Raw genomic sequence first — 17,835 nt, 5'->3', positions numbered from 1 at the left:
ACAAGCGATGCTTTGCTTTAACGGTCATTTGCCAAATAATCTAACGTTGCTTGACCTAAAACATTGGCGGCAATCCGCAATGAACGTTCATCAATATCGAATTTTGGATGATGGTGTGGATAGACTTCTTGCCATTGTGGATTTTTTGCCCCCGTAAAGAAAAATGCCCCTGGTATTTCCTCTAAATAGTACGCAAAATCCTCACCACCCATAGTTGGGTCAACAAATTCAACCGCTTCGACATCCGCTACTTTTCTTGCTGACGCCATCACATGCTCTGTTTCTGCTGCATGATTCACCACTGGCGGGTAACCACGACGAAACTCATATTCATAGTCCGCTTTTGTTAAATAACAAGTTGCCTTTAATAGCTCCTCAATTTCACGCTCCAGTAAATCGCGCTCCTCCTCATGGAAGGTACGGACAGTCCCTTTCATATAGACTTGGTCTGCAATGACATTAAAAGGATTTAACGCCTCAATATGACCAATAGATACTACCGCAGGACGCAATGGATTAATACGGCGTGCAACAAGCTGTTGTAAATTTGTAATAAATTGCGCTGCCAGCAAGATGGAATCCTTCGTATCACTTGGATTCGAACCATGACCACCCTTTCCTTTAATCTTCATATAAATGCCATCAGCCGCAGCCATAAATGGCCCAATTGCTGTTTGCACCTTACCAAGTTCTGTTGGTGCCCATAAATGTGTACCAAATATTACATCCACACCTTCTAAACAGCCATCAGCAATCATTGATTTCGCCCCACCTGGTGCAAGCTCCTCTGCATGTTGATGAATAAAGACAATTGTCCCCGCTAAGTTATCCTTCATTTGATTCAATGCCTTCGCCAAAATTAATAATGAAGCGGTATGTCCATCATGACCACATGCATGCATGCGCCCTTTTATTTTTGATTGGAATGGCAAACCCGTTTCTTCTGTAATAGCTAAAGCGTCAAAGTCTGCACGTAATGCCACCGTTTTTCCTGCCTTAGCACCAACTAACTTCGCTACAACACCGTTCCCCCCAACACCTTCACGTACTTCATGTCCTAAAGCACGATGAAATGCAGCAATTGTTTTCGGTGTTTCAATTTCTTCAAAGGAAAGCTCTGGATTTTCATGGAAATGACGACGAAGCTGAATCATTTCCTCTTCATATTGTTTTAATAAACCAACTAACTGCTCTTGCTGTAATACTGCCATTAGTAACACCCCTTATTTTAAATATATATAATCTCCAGGTCCCAGTGGTAAGCCAAGTAGGAACCAAATGGCGAACAGTATAATCCAACCGATTGCAAAGAACACAGAAAATGGTAGTAACGCGGAAATTAGTGTCCCCATACCGATATTTTTATCGTAGCGTTTGGCAAACGATAGCAAAATAGCAAAATACGGTAGCATTGGTGTAATGGGATTGGTAATAGAGTCTCCTACCCGATAGGCCATTTGCGTAACAGCAGGGGAATAGCCTAAGTAAAGGAACATTGGAACGAAAATTGGCGCAAGTAAAGCCCATTTCGCAGAAGCGCTGGCGATAAGTAAGTTAACGAAAGCACATATTAAAACAAACCCTATCATCATTGGTAAACCTGTAAAATTTAATGCTTGTAAAAGTTCCGCTCCTTTAATAGCTAAAATAGCACCGATATTACTCCAGTTAAAAAAGGCAATCATTTGTGAAGCAGCAAATGCTAAAACAATAAACGGAGCCATATCTGCAATCGATTTAAAAATTTTCTCAGCCACTTCTTTGTCATTTTTCACTTCTTTTGCCGCAATGCCATAGGCAAGACCTGGTAAAAGAAAGAAGAATAACATAATTGGCACAATACCCGACATAAATGGTGAATTTAAAAAGCCTCCTGTTTCCGGATCACGTAAAAGACCGTTAGATGGAATGACCGTAAATGCAATCACTGCAATATAAATGACTGTCACCAATCCTGCCCATCGTAAACCGCGCTTTTCTAAAGCTGTTAGCGGCTCTAACTTTTCAACAGTGCCTTCAAAGTTGCCAAAACGAGGCTCAGTAAACTTTTTGGCAACCCATGTACCAACCCCAATTAATAAAAATGTCGAAGCAATTAAAAAATAATAGTTCATCGTTGCTCGACCTGTGTAGCCAGAATCTGCAATCTGCGCTGATGATTCCGTAATTCCCAATAACAATACATCAAGTGAACTAATTAAAATATTGGCACTAAAGCCTCCAGCTACTGCGGCATATGTAATAATTAAACCTGCTAGTGGGTTTCGACCAATGCTCATAAAAATCATCGCTGCAATTGGCGGTAAAATAATGAACGCTGCATCGGCAGCTAGATTCCCCACTAAACCTGTGAAAATAATAAATGGCACGATTAATTTTGTCGGAGCTGACAGCACTAGCTTTTTCATTACGGCAGATATAAGCCCTGTTTGCTCGGCTAAACCAATACCAATCATTGTCACAATCACTAATCCCAAAGGAGCGAAGCCTGTAAATGTTGAGACCATTTGCGTTACGATTAAAATAAGACCTTCTTGACTTAGCAGATTTTTTACTTGAATAACATCTTCAGTGCCTGGTTGAACTGCTGAAACACCAAACAACGATAATATCCATGATAAAACAAGCACAATACCTGCTAAAATAATAAATAGCGTGATGGGGTCTGGTAGTTTATTACCCGCCTTTTCAATACTATCTAGCATTCTATCAATCCAAGATTTTTTTACTGTGTCTAAATTTTTTTGCATAAGCCCCTCTCCTTCTCTGTGTTATTCGACTTGTGCTATTCATCTTAATCCTCATTTAAGACATTGATAGCATGCGTCCTTAATACAAAGAAACCATATTTTTAGAATATTTTCAATATTTAATTTATAGTTAAGGAGCTTACTCTATGTATAAAATTAATGTTTTCACCGCTAAATTATCTCTCTCATGGGTAACGCAACTAGAGAAAATCAAGCCATCTTTTTGCCATTTCCATTACCATTCCTACACAGATTTTGAGCATTTAAATGCGCTGCTGAAGCAACATTTACTAGCTGGAGATGGTGCACTTTTTAGCGGGCAAATCCCATACTTTTTTTCGCAAACATATTTTCCAAACACGGCTATTCCCATGCTCTATTTTGATATTTCAGAGCGAGATTTTTACCGTGTTTTAACAGAGTTATTTTATGATAATACAATTGCTATGAATCGGATTGCCATTGATTTTTGTTATGAAGAAAACGAATACCTCGGCATTCATGAATGGTCAATCGGTAGACAGCCATATCTATTTAGTCAAACAATGAACGAGTTCGCAAGTAACGATATTGTTGAGAAGGCTGCTAATTGGCATATTCAGTTACATCGCGACAATAAAGTAGATTTAAGCTTTACGCGTATTGCAGAAATGCGAGAGCGATTGGCACAGCTAAATATACCGTTTATCGCGTTTCACCCATCACGCCATGCTATGCAATTAACATTGGATCAATTGGTCAATCAGCTTCAGCTTCGACAACTTGAGCAAAATAAAGTAGTCGTTGTTCATATTTTAATTCCGATTGATAAATCCAATATCGATGAATTGGAATATCGACAAATTGCTTTATATAAAGCCATTTTAGATTTTAAGCAACGCTATGCAAGCACCTTTATCGTGCATCGTGAAGCTTCTTATATGGCCCTTATTACAACCTATCAGCAATTTTTAATCACAACCGATGATTATACTCATTGTCAACTTGTAGATTTTTTAGATGATACATTACAATTTCCAGTAAAAATAGGTTGGGGTATCGGTAACTCTTTAACGGAAAGTCAGAAATACGCAAAAAGGGCTGCAACGCTCTGCTCTTCCAAGGAAACGCAAGGCTATATTATTGAACATGAAAAAGAAATTGGTCCGTTGCTAAACGGCACTTTATTGCAGTTTGATAACGAAAAACAACAGCTCTTACAAAAATTAAGCGTTACCCATGATATTCCTTTATTACAATTGCAAAAAATCGAGGCTGTTATCGAAAGATTAGCCACAACAATCGTCAATGGCGAACTGTTAAGCAAGCATTTAGGCATTACTGTGCGCTCTGCAAACCGCATTTTAAAACAACTGCATGAAAAAAATTTAGCTGTCGAATTACCAAGCACTACTTCCACCACTCGAGGTCGTCCGAAAAAATACTATCAGCTCGATTTAAATTAGCGCATACAAAAAACTGTTTAGGAATCAACATTCCTAAACAGTTTTTTAAAGTTATACATCATAAGGCACAATATATTTTTCTAATAATTCATGATGAATAGAAGGATTTGCAATAATAAAAGTATCTTGATGTAGTAAATCTACAGTTCGTCCATGTAAATTGGTTGCAATAGCCCCAACTTCATTTGCAATAATTGTTCCGCCGGCAATGTCCCATGGAGATAGCCGCATCGAAACATAAGCGTCTAATTTTCCACTAACAACAAAGGCAATTTCCATTGCTGCAGAGCCATAAGAACGCGTACCTCGAACTTTACGAACTAGTTCAATTACTTTTTCATGATGTATATGACGATTTGGTGCAACCCAATGTGCATTAATGCCAATAACGGACTCTTCAATGGTCACAGGTTGTAACTTGCGTAACGGTGACGCATTATACCAAGCACCCTGTCCAGCAATTGCATGAAATAAATCTTCGCGCATTACATCATATATGTAACCAAGTTTTCCTACTCCATCAATAAATATTCCAATTGAAATCATAAAGTGGCGATGTTGCTTTACAAAATTCATCGTTCCATCAATCGGGTCGATAATCCATACAACGCCATCTAATGACTCAACCTTTTCCCCCATACCCTCTTCGCCTATAATATGGTGGGTAGGATCAAAAGATTTAATTTTTTCTATAAAAAACAATTCTGTTTCACGGTCTATATTTGTAACAAGGTCATTCGCATTCGATTTTGTCTCGATCACTAAATTATACGAAAATGCATTACGAATACGGTTCCCCGCTTCAACAATAATACTTTTAGCAAATTGATCGATCTGCTTTAAATCCATAAAAACCCACCCCTCGAATATAGAAAAACATTTACGCACGTCATACAAACTTGCTTATCCTTGGTATTCAAGCAATTAAACGATTGTAGCTACACACTTTAAACTTACTCTGCTTCTAGTCAGTAAAATACCTTAAACACTATCCACAATAAGTGCAAGCGTCATGTGCAATATGACGCCTTTAAAAGCTTTGCATGTGCAGCGTCAAATGAAAAAGATGAAAACTCCATTATCTAACAATGGTATATTGTCTATTTTACCCTTTATAACAACAAAAATCACCTGCTGTCGGAATATTCAGCAAGTGATTTTCATATGGGGGTTAATTTTTTTTTACGCATAGGCGTGCAAACTTTCCAGCTCCATCTGTATTTCAGCTAGACGCTTTTTGCTTTTTGCGATTGCACCTTCGTCTTTCTCATTCATCGCTAAGAAAAGTGAGGCAAGCTCATAATCTAATTCTAATTGTAAAATGCGTTCATATTGCTTTTCAATGTCAACTTTACGTATAATTTTTACGACTTGTTTCATAAAAGTCACGTCCCTTTTTTATTTTTTTCCAAAACCTTATACGATTCGCTAAAGTTCTTGTTATAAGATTTTTTCCCATATTTTTAATAAAATAAACCTTATAATCGAAAGGAGTTTTTAAAAATGCCTACACTAAAATGGACTAATAAAGATTTTAATGTGTTTCAAATAAATGGTTTAGAACAAAGAATGGATGCCTTAAATTCCTGTGTAAGACCAAAGTTCAATAAACTAGGAGAGAACTTCTCTGCTTTCTTTTCCAGTCATCTTGGAGAAGAATTTTACCCCCATGTTGCCAAACACGCCCGCAGAACGGTAAATCCACCAAATGATAGTTGGGTTGCCTTTGCTCCTTATAAAAGAGGCTATAAAGCATTGCCTCACTTTCAGATTGGTCTTTGGAGCACACATTTATTCATCGTCTTTGCTATTATTTATGAAGCACCGCAAAAAAATTTAATGGCACAACGTTTACTAGCCAACAAATCCTTGCTACAACAGCTTCCGAATGATTTTATTGTTTCTGGGGATCATATGTCACCAGAGGCAATTCCCATGGAAGACGCGAAGGAAGATAAACTAGATGAATTGCTTATCCGTTTACGTGATGTTAAAAAAGGGGAATTTTTAGTTGGCCGTCACATTCCACGAGAAGAAGCGATAAAATTGTCTGTTAGTCAATTCCAACAATTAGTAGAGGAAACATTCACGACATTACTTCCGATTTATAAAATTATTCAAGAAAAATAAAATGCCCTACCCATTTTTGAAAATGTGGCATTAAAATCTTACAAGAACAAAATGTCTTAATAAGTTAAAGCAGTACTGGAATTTATAAGGTTTAACAATTTTGGACGAGGTATTTATCCATTAACCATTACTATCAAACGTAGCTAAAGGACTGAAACATCTTCTTTGAGGTTGTTGAGGATTTTTGCACAACAAGAATTATTAATACTTGTTGTGGCTATGTCACTGTACGTTATTGGAGAATCCAAAATCTGTGAACATTTTTAAAAAAATTGATATTGCTGTAGTTTATGCAGACAACTATAAATTAACACTATAATGCTAGTGATTTCTTAAGAAGAATAATTATTTTAATAAAACATTATAAATAATAAAGTTTCCAAATCCGCTTTGCGTTCAACGGGCACAGATATACACAATCCATTATGTACTTCTGTCTCGCAGAAGGCATGGCGGGTTTTAAAAAAAAAGCATGCTAGAGTATTCCCTAGCACACCATTTTCAAGCCAACGTTTAACGTCTTTGCTTTGGTACAACTTTAATTATCGTACCATCATCCGCTTCTTTTGCTTGCTTCACTACTGGATAACTAACATATCCACTAGCCTCTTCAAATTCGCGATAAATCGTTTTTTCTTCTGCTTGAGAAGGCACAATTTCTTTAAAGCGACGATATTTCGCCAGCATCACTTCACGTTTAATGCCCTTTTCATACGCAAGTTCGATGCCTTCGAAAAATTTTACAACATCGACAATTTCTTCAGTTGACCAATCAATTGAAAACGGATATGAATATTCCATTTGGACTTAACCACCTTTACATTAGTGTCCCCATTTTACCCGGATACTTTCCGCTTCTGCAACCATTCTTGTAATTAGCTCGTCCACTGTTGGAATATCATGGATCATGCCAGTCACTTGTCCTGCCCAACCAATGCCAGCATCCTTTTCTCCATCGTAAATAAAACGTTTATTGGCACTGCCACTAATATAGTCTTTTAAAGCCTCATAAGTAGGTGTTTCACGCTCTATTTCTAAAATTTTTGCTGTGAAGTCACTCCGTAACGCGCGTGCAGGCGCCCCAATAGATCGTTTAATAACTGTTGTATCTGCCTCAGAGCTCGCGAGTAATGCGTCTTTATAGGCTTGTGAGGCATCCACACATTCCTTCGTCGCAATAAAGCGCGTGCCCATTTCAATGCCCTCTGCACCAAGTGCATGTGCGGCCATCCAACCGCGACCATCGCCAATACCACCAGACGCAATCACAGGAATTTTCACACTATCCACCACTTGAGGTACGAGCACCATTGTCCCAACGTCATCACGCCCAAGATGGCCACCACCTTCTTGTCCAACAACCATTACGGCATCTGCCCCTAGTTCTTCAGCTTTCTGAGCCTGTCTACGCGCTGCAACCAGCACTAACTTTTTAATGCCAGTTCCTGCAAGTAAATCAAAAATCGGTGCGGGATTACCGCCCGTCATTGTGACAACAGGTACATGTTCTTCAACAGCCACTCGCACCATATCTTCATAGCCTGTGCCATGCATCCCAATAGCAAAGTTTACACCAAACGGCTTATCTGTTAATGTTCTTAGCTTTTGAATTTCCGCACGTAATAAGTCTGGGTCGCGTAAACTCATCGCCGTTATTTGCCCTAAACCGCCAGCATTTGACACAGCTGCTGCTAAATCAGCATATGCTAAATAAGCTAATCCCCCCTGAATAATTGGATATTTAATCTTCAATAGTTCGGTAATACGTGTCTCCCAGTTCATCGAATCTCTCCTTTCGTTCCATACTATCTTCTCGTAATCACGAAAAAATCCTTTTATTTTTTTAATTAAAGTCTATTTTTTCATGTCGTTAGGTGCTATAATTCATTTGTTTTCTTAGATATTATAAAAGTGAGGTGGTACCTGCGTTGTCACAATTAGAGACTCCATTGTTCGACGTATTACTAAAACATCGGAACAGACATCCAATTCAGTTCCATATTCCAGGCCATAAGAAAGGGCACGGTATGGATCCTGCTTTCCGAGAATTCGTCGGCGACAACGTTTTATCAATTGATTTAATCAACATTGCTCCACTAGACGATTTACATTCACCAAAAGGTGCTATCAAGGATGCGCAAGCACTGGCAGCAGAAGCCTTTGGTGCTGATCATACATTCTTTTCCGTTCAAGGTACTAGTGGCGCCATTATGACGATGATACTGACCGTCGTCGGTCCAGGTGATAAGATTCTAGTACCACGGAATGTTCATAAATCCATTATGTCAGCGATTGTTTTCGCTGGTGCAATTCCTATTTTTATTCATCCTGAAGTAGATAGTGAATATGGTATTTCTCATGGTATTTCGGCGGAAGCTGTAGAAAAGGCTTTAAATGCTTATCCGGACGCAAAAGCTGTCCTTGTTATTAATCCAACTTATTACGGTTTCTCTGCGGATTTAAAACGCATTGTCGAAATTGTCCATCGCCGTAATATTCCAGTCGTTGTCGATGAAGCACATGGCGTGCACATTAAATTCCATGACGAGCTACCATACTCAGCAATGGAAGCAGGCGCGGATATGGCTGCAACAAGCGTACATAAGCTTGGCGGTTCCATGACGCAAACTTCAATTTTAAATGTACGTGAAGGACTAGTTTCTGCTAAGCGCGTACAAGCAGTCTTTTCTATGCTGACAACAACATCCACATCCTATCCATTACTGGCATCGCTCGACACAGCTCGTCGTCAGCTTGCAATTCATGGCTATGATTTAATTGGGGATGCACTACGTTTAGCAAAAGATGCGCGTAAACGCATTAACCAAATTCCACATTTAAAATGTGCAGGTAAGGAAAAGCTTCACTCGTCCGCAACATACGATATGGATCCACTAAAACTGTTAATTAGTGTAAAAGATTTAGGTATATCCGGGCACCAAGCCGAGGAATGGCTTCGTCACAATGCCAATATTGAAGTAGAGTTATCAGACTTATACAATATTTTATGCTTAGTGACATTAGCAGATACAAAAAAGGAGATTAATCTTCTTATCAATGCTTTAAGCCGTATGTCAAAAGCTTTTGATTCAGAAGCTGCTGTTACTGAAACAGTTGTCAATGTACCTGAAATTCCAGCACTTGCAATGTCACCTCGTGATGCTTTTTATGCAGATACAGAAGTAGTCCCTCTTGCAGAAGCAGACAATTGTATTTGCGCTGAATTTATTATGGTCTACCCACCTGGAATACCTATTTTTATTCCCGGGGAAATAATTACACAAGAAAATATTCGTTATATTCAAATGAATATTGAAGCTGGTTTACCAGTTCAAGGACCCGAAGATACAACATTACAAACAATTCGTGTTATTAAAGAACGCAGAGCAATTATTTAAAAAACAAAGCTACCTCTTCATTTTAGAAGGGGTAGCTTTTTATAGTTGAATCATACAGGTGTCAGCTTACTTACATATTCAACTTCAACACTAAAATAATTTTAAGTATTTGTAAAAAATTACCTTAATTTCACAAACCTATAAATCCCCATTCTTTTCTATCCATATATTTTTACCCTTTCATTCAATTGAATGACTTTCCTTAAATTGAAAAAATTGTATTAATAATTGTATAAAGCAAAAAAATAGCTTATGTGCTGTCCTTTACTTACAATATTTATAAAGGGAGTGAATTGTATGAATACATGGGATGAACGATTTAACACAATTGAATACGTCTATGGTGAACAGCCAAATGCGTTTATAGAAAACTATGTAGATTTTTTAGAGGGGTATGTTAATGTTGCCGCATATGCTGAAGGAGAAGGTAGAAATGCCGTTTATTTAGCTTCTAAAGGGCATGTGGTAACGGCTTTTGATTATGCAAAAAGCGGTCTTGAAAAAACAGCACAGTTAGCAAAAAAACATGGCGTTACTGTCAACACACAACTGCAAGATTTACTGCAAGATGAACTACCAGTAGAAACATTTGACGCTGCCGTGATGGTATTTGGTCATTTTCCCGCAGAACAGCAACATGCCGTTTTTCAACGCATCGTCAATTCGGTTAAACCCGGCGGTCGTATTATGATGGAATTATATTCCACGTCTCAATTGTCCTATGCAACAGGCGGTCCACAAAATATTAATTTCCTATATAATCCAGCATCTGTGCTTACGTGGTGTCAGCCCTATAAAATTATTCATTTCTTTACCGGTGAACAAATACGCCATGAAGGTACTCTACACACAGGACTTGCACATACCATTCAATTAATCATTGAAAAAAGTTAACTATGCTTGTGTCAAGCGAAAATGCTATTACCCTTTACAAGCCCATTATGCCTTGTAAAGGGCTTTCTTTTATAAAAATAGATAGACAAAGAGCGGACAGAGAAAAGCTCCTATAATCGCTGTTAACCCCATAGAAAGCGAACCAACCGATAATTCTTGCTCACCATACTCTCTTAGTTTTACAAGCCCAACACCGTGCGAGGCACTTCCTACTGCTACACCTCTACTGACAGCAGAATCAATCTTTCCATATCTCAATACGAATGGCCCAATAATAGCGCCAACAAAACCTGCAATCATAACAAAAACTGCCGTTAAAGGAGGAATTCCGCCAATTGTTTCACTTACCTGCATACCAACAGGCGTTGTTAAAGATTTAGGTAACGCCGTCAGCATCCAACTTTCTTTAACACCTATCCATTTTAGCATAACAAAAATGGTTACTAATCCAGTTATCATCGCTAATATGATACCGGATAAAATAGAGACTTTATATTTCATAATAATGGCTCTCTGATTATAAAGCGGGTAAGCAAGGGCAACAACAGCCGGCCCCAACATTTTTTGTAGCCATTCTCCTCCTACCATATAGGTTGAATATGGAATATTAAAAACAAGTAAGATAGCTGCACTGACAATAGTTGTCGTCACTAATGGAATTATTAATGGATGGGGAAACCGTTGATACAGCTTTGTAAATAATATAAACAGTCCAATCGTACCAAGTACAACAATAAGTTCAATCAACAGATAATTCTCCCTTCCCTTCTTCAATAGTTACTGCATGTTCTTTCTTTGTTACTTCTCTTTTTTCAATTAGTTGGGTTAGTATTCCCGTTACATAAATAGCAATTAATGTACTCGCAATAACTGCTAAAATAATCAACAGACCAGTTGTTGACATCAATTCTGGATAATCAATAATACCAACTGTTGCTGGAATAAAGAACAATGTTAAAACGCCAATTAAAAAGCCAGCACCATCTTGGATGTATTCTACTTTCATTAGTTTAAAATTAAGTGCAAGTGCTAATAACAGTAAGCCAATTACACTTCCTGGAAGCGGAATGTGTAAGTAAGACACAATGCCCACACCGATATAATAAAAAATATTAAGTATGCCAATTTGGACAATAATACGAACAACTCGCATTAATATCATAGTAAAATTTTCGTTCATCATTTCGCCACCGTTCCCCCCTGTTACGCTTATTCTACAACTGAAGGAATTTTCTGTCTATTATAATTTTAGAAAAACAATAGAAAAAAGAGTCAACCCAAAAACAAAATGAGTTGCTCTTTCGTGTACAAAATCCGCTTAAATGCGCATTTTTTCTATATTTACGCCATTGAAAGTAGTTGAATAAAATGGACTTAACAGAGCTAAAAACTTGTCGTTCCCTATAAAGCGTGCCCTGAACCACCGTCAATATTAACAGCTGTCCCTGATACATAACTTGCTGCATCTGACACTAAGAAAGTAATGACATTAGCTGCTTCTTGCGTTTCTCCTACACGACCTAGTGGAATAGATTGACCAACTTTACGAGAGTAGTCATCCCACGAAAGATCTTGTGCTTCTTTTTTCCATAACTTCTCAATTTGATCACTTCGAATTAAACCAATACACACTGAATTCACACGAATATTATCTTTTCCTAAATCTTTGCTCATGGCCTTCGTTAAAGCGAGCCCAGCTGCTCGACTAACAGTAGTAGGAAGAGAACTTGCAGGAGGCGTTTTAGCCATTACTGCCGTCACATTCACAATTGCACCGCCGCCTACCTTTCGCATATAAGGCACAGCATATTTTGAGCAATTGATAGCACCAAACACTTTTAAATCGATATCAGCTTGCCACACTTCACTGCTGACCGTTTCAAACGGATTAGCTGACGCTGTGCCTGCGTTATTAATAACAATATCTACGCGTCCATAATGCTCCACAGTACGTTCTATAAGCCTCTTACAGTCTTTTTCCTTCGTAATATCCGTCGGTACAATTAAGACTTCCTCGCCCGTTTCATTTTTAATGCATCCAGCGGCCACCTGTAGCTGTTTTTCACCACGTGCACTAATTACTACCTTTGCACCTTCTTTTACTAGCTGCATCGCCGTATAATAACCAATCCCTTTACTTGAACCAGTAATAATTGCTACTTTTCCCTTTAAGCCTAATTCCATTTCGCCCCACCTCTATGTTTTCAAATAGTTATTTACTAGTTTTACTGTATCAAAGTTAGTAAAATTATACAAAAAAACGACTATAAAGCGAATATGCTTTATAGTCGTTTTATATGTTCAATTATTTTTTCGCTACAATATGGATTGGGTTGCCTAGTAATACTTCAGCAGCTTCCATTGTAATTTCACCTAATGTTGGGTGAGCATGAATTGTTAACGCGATATCTTCAGCAGTCATACCGCCTTCGATAGCTAAGCCCATTTCAGCGATCATATCAGATGCACCAGCACCTACGATTTGAGCACCAATTAATAAGCCATCTTCTTTACGCGCAACTAGTTTCACGAAACCTTCTGTTTGGTTTAATGCAAGCGCACGGCCATTTGCTGCGAATGGGAATTTCGCTGCAGTATATTCAATACCTTCAGCTTTTGCTTGATCTTCGTTGTAACCAACTGTTGCCATTTCTGGATCAGTGAAGCATACAGCAGGAACAGCTAAATAATCTACGATTGATTTCTCGCCAGCGATTGCTTCAGCAGCCACTTTACCTTCATAAGAAGCTTTGTGTGCAAGCTGTGGACCCGCTACGATATCACCAATTGCATAGATGTTTGGAATGTTTGTACGGCATTGTTTGTCAACTTTAATAAGGCCACGTTCACCGAATTCAATGCCAACACCTTCAAGACCCATTTCATCTGTATTTGGACGACGACCTACAGTTACTAATACATAATCAGCTTCGACTTTTTTCTCTTCTCCGCCAACTTCATACGTAACAACTACGCCGTTTTCTGTTTCTTCAACGCCTTTAGCAGATGCGTTTACTTCCATTTCAACGCCTTTCTTTTTAAGGCCTTTTTTCACGATTTGTGTCATTTGTTTTTCGAAACCAGCAAGAATATCTTTGCCACCTTCGATAATTGTAACTTGTGCGCCTAGGTTTGCATAAGCTGAGCCTAGCTCTGTTCCGATGTAACCTCCACCGATTACAACTAATTTACTAGGTACTTCTTGTAAAGAAAGTGCGCCAGTAGAGTTTAGTACACGCTTAGAGAATTTAAACGTTGGAATTTCAACTGGACGAGAACCTGTTGCGATAATAACATTGTTAAATGTATATGTTTGAGCAGATTCACCATTGATGATACGCACTGAATGAGCGTCAACGAAATACGCTTCACCTTGTACAATTTCAACTTTATTACCTTTAAGTAAGCCTTCAACACCGCCAGTTAATTTTTTAACAACGCTGTCTTTAAAAGCTTGCGCTTTTGAAAAGTCTAATTTCACATCAGAAGCGATGATACCCATGTCATCTGAATGTTTAGCATGCTCAAAGCGGTGACCCACTGAAATTAATGCTTTTGATGGAATACAACCTACGTTTAAGCACACACCACCAAGTACATTTTTTTCAACGATTGTTACTTTTTGGCCAGTTTGAGCTGCACGAATTGCTGCTACATATCCTCCAGGACCTGAACCAATGACAAGAGTATCTGTTTCGATTGGGAAATCTCCTACTACCATTTTTGTTACGCCTCCATTAATAATAATTCTGGCTCACTTAACAAACGCTTTAAGTGATTTAAAGCATTTTGTGCAGTGGCTCCATCGATCATGCGATGATCAAAGCTCAATGATAATGCTAACACAGGTGCAGCTACAATTTCACCATTTTTTATTACAGGTTTTTCAGAAATTCGACCAATACCTAAAATCGCTACTTCAGGGTGGTTAATTACTGGCGTAAACCATTGACCACCTGCAGAACCGATATTCGTGATAGACATGGAAGCGCCCTTCATTTCATGCGGAGCAAGTTTACCATCTCGCGCTTTTGTCGCTAAGTCATTAATTTCATTCGAAACTGCAAATACTGATTTGCGATCTGCATGTTTAATAACTGGAACTAATAAACCTTTTTCTGTATCTGCTGCAATACCGATATTGTAGTAGTGCTTTTGAATAATTTCTTGTGTTGCATCATCTAAAGAACGGTTAAATTCTGGGAATTCTCGCAATGTTGAAATAAGCGCTTTTACTACGTACGGTAAATACGTTAATTTTACACCTTTTTCAGCAGCAATATCTTTGAATTTTTTGCGATGTGCTACAAGAGCTGTTACATCAACTTCGTCCATTAGTGTAACATGAGGCGCAGTTTGTTTCGAGTGAACCATTGCCTTGGCAATCGCCTTGCGAATACCAGACATTTTTTCACGTGTTTCTGGGAAGTCGCCTTCAAGAACAACTGGCGCAGCTTGTGCAGTTTCTTGCTGAGCAACTGATTCTTCATTTGCCACTGGTGCTTCTGCAGCTTGCACTGCTCCACCGCCGTTTAAGAAATTCTCAATATCTTCCTTTAGAATGCGACCGTTTTTACCAGTACCTGACACTTCATGAATATTTACATCATTGTCTCTTGCAAATTTGCGAACAGAAGGCATTGCAATAATACGTTTTGTACTATCTACTGTTTCTTGCTTTACAGCTGCTTCCGCTGTTGCTGAAGCTTTTGGTGCTTCTTCCTTAGCAGGCGCTTTCGCGACATCCTGACCAGCTTCAGCCGTGGACTGAACTTGTGCCTCCGTTTTCGCCTCTGCATGATCGTCACCTTTAAGTTTTAAATCTTCGTAGCCAGGAGCATCTAAACGGATTAATACATCGCCAACAACAGCAACTGTACCTTCCCCTACTAAGATTTCCTCTACTTTCCCTTCAACTGGTGAAGGAATTTCTACAACTGCTTTATCGTTTTGTACTTCACAAAGAATATCGTCTTCTTTTACAGTATCCCCAGCTTTAACGAACCATTTTACAATTTCGCCTTCGTGAATACCCTCGCCAATATCCGGTAATCTGAATTCAAATGCCATGTGTACCCATCCTTTCTCTTTGCTTTTCTTCAAATATGCAAACTACATTAGAATGTTAAAACTTTTTTCGCTGTTTCCATTACATCTTTATAGTTCGGTAACCAAACACCTTCAGCTTGTGGGAATGGGTACACTGTATCTGGTGCTGCTACTCGAAGTACTGGTGCTTCTAAACTCAAGATAGCTCGTTCTGTAATTTCAGCGACAACATTCGCAGCAATACCTGCTTGTTTTTGTGCTTCTTGAACAACGATTGCTCGGCCTGTTTTCTCAACTGACGCAATGATTGTTTCAATATCAATTGGTTGGATTGTGCGTAAATCAATAACTTCTACAGAATGTCCTTCTTTTTCAAGTTCTTCTGCTGCTTTTAAGCTTTCATGTACCATTAAGCCATATGCAATAATTGTTAAATCTTTACCTTCACGTTTTACATCTGCCTTACCTAATGGAATTTCATATGCTTCCTCAGGTACTTCTTCACGGAATGAGCGATATAATTTTAAATGCTCTAAGAAAATGACTGGATTGTCATTGCGAATAGAAGAAATAAGTAATCCTTTAGCATCGTAAGGTGTTGATGGTACAACGACTGTTAAGCCCGGCTGTGCTGTCATTAAACTCTCTAAGCTATCTGAGTGCATTTCTGGTGTATGCACACCGCCACCGAATGGAGAACGAATTGTAACAGGTGCATTATATACACCACCGCTACGGTAGCTTAAACGCGCTAATTGTCCACTGATTGAATCCATCACTTCATAGACGAAGCCGAAAAACTGAATTTCTGGAACTGGGCGGAAACCTTGAAGCGAAAGACCGATTGCTAAGCCACCAATACCTGACTCTGCTAATGGTGTATCGAATACACGATCTACACCAAATTCTTTTTGTAGGCCTTCAGTTGCACGGAAAACCCCACCGTTGACGCCTATATCTTCCCCGAATAACAGAACGTTTTCATCATTCTTTAATTCTGTGCGAAGCGCATCTGTAATTGCTTGAATCATCGTCATTTGTGCCATAGCTTATTTCGACTCCTTCTCTTTGTAGATTTCATACTGTTCTTTTAAATTCGATGGCATTTCGCCTTTGTACATATTTTCCATTAATTGTGTTACTTTTTGCTTTGGTGCAGCATCGGCTTTTTTAATTGCGTCTTTTATTTCTTCTTTCGCACGTTCAATAACAGCCTCTTCTTTTTGCTCATCCCATAGTCCTTTACCCTCTAGGTATTTACGGAAACGAACTAATGGGTCTTTTTGAGCCCACTCGTTATCCGTGTCTGACGTACGGTAACGTGTTGGGTCATCCCCAGCCATTGTATGCGGACCATAACGGTAACACATTGTTTCGATAAATGTTGGACCCTCACCATTGATTGCTCGCTCACGTGCATCACGAGTAGCAACGTACACTGCAAGTGCATCCATACCATCTACTAAAATACTTGGGATACCTGCTGCAACACCTTTTTGTGCAATTGTTTTTGCCGCTGTTTGTAATTCACGCGGTGTAGAAATTGCAAATTGGTTATTTTGTACGATGAAAATAGCAGGTGATTTAAATGCACCGGCAAAGTTCATTCCTTCGTAGAAATCACCTTGAGATGACCCACCATCACCTGTATAAGTAACTGCTACAGCTTTTTTACCACGTTTTTGAATACCAAGTGCCACCCCAGCAGCTTGGATAAATTGTGCACCAATAATGATTTGTGGAGGTAAAACATTAACACCTTCAGGGATTTGATTGCCCTCGAAGTGACCACGTGAGAATAAAAATGCTTTATCTAACGGTAAACCATGCCATACAATTTGTGGTACATCACGGTAACCTGGTAAAATCCAATCTTCTTTTTCTAATGCAAAGTGAGAAGCAAGTTGTGAAGCTTCCTGACCAGCTGTTGGTGCGTAGAAGCCTAATCGACCTTGACGGTTAAGAGAAATGGAACGTTGATCTAAAATACGTGTATATACCATACGCGTCATTAACTCAACTAACTCTTCATCTGCTAATTTCGGATCTGCCTCTTCATTTATAATTTCGCCTTCTTCGTTCAAAATTTGAAACATTTCAAACTTTTCTTCGATTTCAGTTAGCGTTTGTTGTGGATCAAAAATATTATTGTTTTTTTTGCTCATTTGT

17 protein-coding genes are annotated in these 17,835 nt (G+C 38.7%); 4 read left to right on the top strand and 13 right to left on the bottom strand.

Going from position 1 to position 17,835, the window contains the following annotated elements:
* Positions 1-17: 17 nt before the first annotated feature.
* Positions 18-1,211 (bottom strand): amidohydrolase, encoded by a 1,194-nt coding sequence (locus tag MHH88_RS04375; protein WP_339261684.1) that lies wholly within the window; start codon positions 1,209-1,211, stop codon positions 18-20.
* Positions 1,212-1,223: 12 nt separating this feature from the next.
* The gene (locus tag MHH88_RS04370; protein ID WP_339261683.1) at positions 1,224-2,750 is read right to left on the bottom strand and encodes an AbgT family transporter; all 1,527 of its coding nucleotides are present in this window, start codon (positions 2,748-2,750) and stop codon (positions 1,224-1,226) included.
* A gap of 146 nt (positions 2,751-2,896) precedes the next feature.
* On the opposite strand from MHH88_RS04370, the gene MHH88_RS04365 reads away from it, so the two are divergent.
* On the top strand, positions 2,897-4,195 hold the full coding sequence (locus tag MHH88_RS04365) for a hypothetical protein (protein WP_103977336.1): 1,299 nt from the start codon (positions 2,897-2,899) through the stop codon (positions 4,193-4,195).
* A 51-nt stretch (positions 4,196-4,246) separates the two neighbouring features.
* On the opposite strand, the gene MHH88_RS04360 is transcribed toward MHH88_RS04365, so the two are convergent.
* Both MHH88_RS04360 and MHH88_RS04355 read right to left on the bottom strand, forming a co-directional pair.
* Positions 4,247-5,044 (bottom strand): inositol monophosphatase family protein, encoded by a 798-nt coding sequence (locus MHH88_RS04360; protein WP_069510335.1) that lies wholly within the window; start codon positions 5,042-5,044, stop codon positions 4,247-4,249.
* Between the two features lie 333 nt (positions 5,045-5,377).
* Complete coding sequence (locus tag MHH88_RS04355) at positions 5,378-5,575, bottom strand: hypothetical protein (RefSeq protein ID WP_024362194.1); 198 nt, start codon at positions 5,573-5,575, stop codon at positions 5,378-5,380.
* A gap of 123 nt (positions 5,576-5,698) precedes the next feature.
* Here MHH88_RS04355 and MHH88_RS04350 point away from each other — a divergent pair, with 123 nt between their 5' ends.
* Positions 5,699-6,325 (top strand): DUF1054 domain-containing protein, encoded by a 627-nt coding sequence (locus tag MHH88_RS04350; protein ID WP_339261682.1) that lies wholly within the window; start codon positions 5,699-5,701, stop codon positions 6,323-6,325.
* Between the two features lie 513 nt (positions 6,326-6,838).
* Here the strand turns inward: MHH88_RS04350 and MHH88_RS04345 are convergent.
* Positions 6,839-7,126 (bottom strand): UPF0223 family protein, encoded by a 288-nt coding sequence (locus MHH88_RS04345; protein ID WP_339261681.1) that lies wholly within the window; start codon positions 7,124-7,126, stop codon positions 6,839-6,841.
* Positions 7,127-7,147: 21 nt separating this feature from the next.
* The gene (locus MHH88_RS04340) at positions 7,148-8,107 is read right to left on the bottom strand and encodes a nitronate monooxygenase family protein (protein WP_069510341.1); all 960 of its coding nucleotides are present in this window, start codon (positions 8,105-8,107) and stop codon (positions 7,148-7,150) included.
* A 146-nt stretch (positions 8,108-8,253) separates the two neighbouring features.
* Between MHH88_RS04340 and MHH88_RS04335 the strand changes: the two genes are divergently transcribed.
* Together MHH88_RS04335 and MHH88_RS04330 are read left to right on the top strand one after the other, a co-directional pair.
* Complete coding sequence (locus MHH88_RS04335) at positions 8,254-9,723, top strand: aminotransferase class I/II-fold pyridoxal phosphate-dependent enzyme (RefSeq protein ID WP_024362198.1); 1,470 nt, start codon at positions 8,254-8,256, stop codon at positions 9,721-9,723.
* Positions 9,724-10,020: 297 nt separating this feature from the next.
* A complete protein-coding gene (locus tag MHH88_RS04330) occupies positions 10,021-10,617 on the top strand; it encodes a class I SAM-dependent methyltransferase (RefSeq protein WP_339261680.1) in 597 nt (198 codons plus the stop codon).
* A gap of 69 nt (positions 10,618-10,686) precedes the next feature.
* Here MHH88_RS04330 and MHH88_RS04325 read toward each other — a convergent pair whose 3' ends face one another.
* The 7 genes from MHH88_RS04325 to pdhA all read right to left on the bottom strand — a co-directional run bounded on the left by MHH88_RS04325 (position 10,687) and on the right by pdhA (position 17,831).
* Positions 10,687-11,364, bottom strand: coding sequence for an LrgB family protein (locus MHH88_RS04325; RefSeq protein ID WP_339261679.1), 678 nt, complete (start codon positions 11,362-11,364; stop codon positions 10,687-10,689).
* Positions 11,357-11,800: a CidA/LrgA family holin-like protein gene (locus MHH88_RS04320; RefSeq protein ID WP_339261678.1), complete on the bottom strand. Its 444-nt coding sequence runs from the start codon at positions 11,798-11,800 to the stop codon at positions 11,357-11,359. The genes MHH88_RS04325 and MHH88_RS04320 overlap by 8 nt, the downstream gene beginning before the upstream one ends.
* A 218-nt stretch (positions 11,801-12,018) precedes the next feature.
* A complete protein-coding gene (locus MHH88_RS04315) occupies positions 12,019-12,801 on the bottom strand; it encodes an SDR family oxidoreductase (RefSeq protein WP_339261677.1) in 783 nt (260 codons plus the stop codon).
* Between the two features lie 121 nt (positions 12,802-12,922).
* Entirely contained in the window at positions 12,923-14,338 is a 1,416-nt protein-coding gene (gene lpdA / locus MHH88_RS04310) for a dihydrolipoyl dehydrogenase (protein ID WP_339261676.1), read from the bottom strand.
* 5 nt (positions 14,339-14,343) lie between these two features.
* On the bottom strand, positions 14,344-15,687 hold the full coding sequence (locus MHH88_RS04305) for a dihydrolipoamide acetyltransferase family protein (RefSeq protein ID WP_339261675.1): 1,344 nt from the start codon (positions 15,685-15,687) through the stop codon (positions 14,344-14,346).
* A 47-nt stretch (positions 15,688-15,734) separates the two neighbouring features.
* Complete coding sequence (locus MHH88_RS04300) at positions 15,735-16,712, bottom strand: alpha-ketoacid dehydrogenase subunit beta (protein WP_024362205.1); 978 nt, start codon at positions 16,710-16,712, stop codon at positions 15,735-15,737.
* Positions 16,713-16,715: 3 nt separating this feature from the next.
* The gene (pdhA, locus tag MHH88_RS04295; protein ID WP_069510353.1) at positions 16,716-17,831 is read right to left on the bottom strand and encodes a pyruvate dehydrogenase (acetyl-transferring) E1 component subunit alpha; all 1,116 of its coding nucleotides are present in this window, start codon (positions 17,829-17,831) and stop codon (positions 16,716-16,718) included.
* Between the last annotated feature and the right edge of the window lie 4 nt (positions 17,832-17,835).

The sequence above is a fragment of the Lysinibacillus sp. FSL K6-3209 genome, assembly GCF_037976175.1.
Classification (GTDB): domain Bacteria; phylum Bacillota; class Bacilli; order Bacillales_A; family Planococcaceae; genus Lysinibacillus; species Lysinibacillus sphaericus_D.
Note: the sequence above shows the minus strand (reverse complement) of the source record. Positions and strands in the feature narration are given on the sequence as shown.

Coding starts and splice junctions, on each gene's coding strand:
- MHH88_RS04330 (WP_339261680.1), top strand. CDS start 10,021: ATGAATACATGGGATGAACGATTTAACACAATTGAATACGTCTATGGT.
- MHH88_RS04300 (WP_024362205.1), bottom strand. CDS start 16,712: ATGGCACAAATGACGATGATTCAAGCAATTACAGATGCGCTTCGCACA.
- MHH88_RS04370 (WP_339261683.1), bottom strand. CDS start 2,750: ATGCAAAAAAATTTAGACACAGTAAAAAAATCTTGGATTGATAGAATG.
- MHH88_RS04350 (WP_339261682.1), top strand. CDS start 5,699: ATGCCTACACTAAAATGGACTAATAAAGATTTTAATGTGTTTCAAATA.
- MHH88_RS04345 (WP_339261681.1), bottom strand. CDS start 7,126: ATGGAATATTCATATCCGTTTTCAATTGATTGGTCAACTGAAGAAATT.
- MHH88_RS04340 (WP_069510341.1), bottom strand. CDS start 8,107: ATGAACTGGGAGACACGTATTACCGAACTATTGAAGATTAAATATCCA.
- MHH88_RS04375 (WP_339261684.1), bottom strand. CDS start 1,211: ATGGCAGTATTACAGCAAGAGCAGTTAGTTGGTTTATTAAAACAATAT.
- MHH88_RS04305 (WP_339261675.1), bottom strand. CDS start 15,687: ATGGCATTTGAATTCAGATTACCGGATATTGGCGAGGGTATTCACGAA.
- MHH88_RS04360 (WP_069510335.1), bottom strand. CDS start 5,044: ATGGATTTAAAGCAGATCGATCAATTTGCTAAAAGTATTATTGTTGAA.
- MHH88_RS04315 (WP_339261677.1), bottom strand. CDS start 12,801: ATGGAATTAGGCTTAAAGGGAAAAGTAGCAATTATTACTGGTTCAAGT.
- lpdA (WP_339261676.1), bottom strand. CDS start 14,338: ATGGTAGTAGGAGATTTCCCAATCGAAACAGATACTCTTGTCATTGGT.
- MHH88_RS04355 (WP_024362194.1), bottom strand. CDS start 5,575: ATGAAACAAGTCGTAAAAATTATACGTAAAGTTGACATTGAAAAGCAA.
- MHH88_RS04365 (WP_103977336.1), top strand. CDS start 2,897: ATGTATAAAATTAATGTTTTCACCGCTAAATTATCTCTCTCATGGGTA.
- pdhA (WP_069510353.1), bottom strand. CDS start 17,831: ATGAGCAAAAAAAACAATAATATTTTTGATCCACAACAAACGCTAACT.
- MHH88_RS04320 (WP_339261678.1), bottom strand. CDS start 11,800: ATGATGAACGAAAATTTTACTATGATATTAATGCGAGTTGTTCGTATT.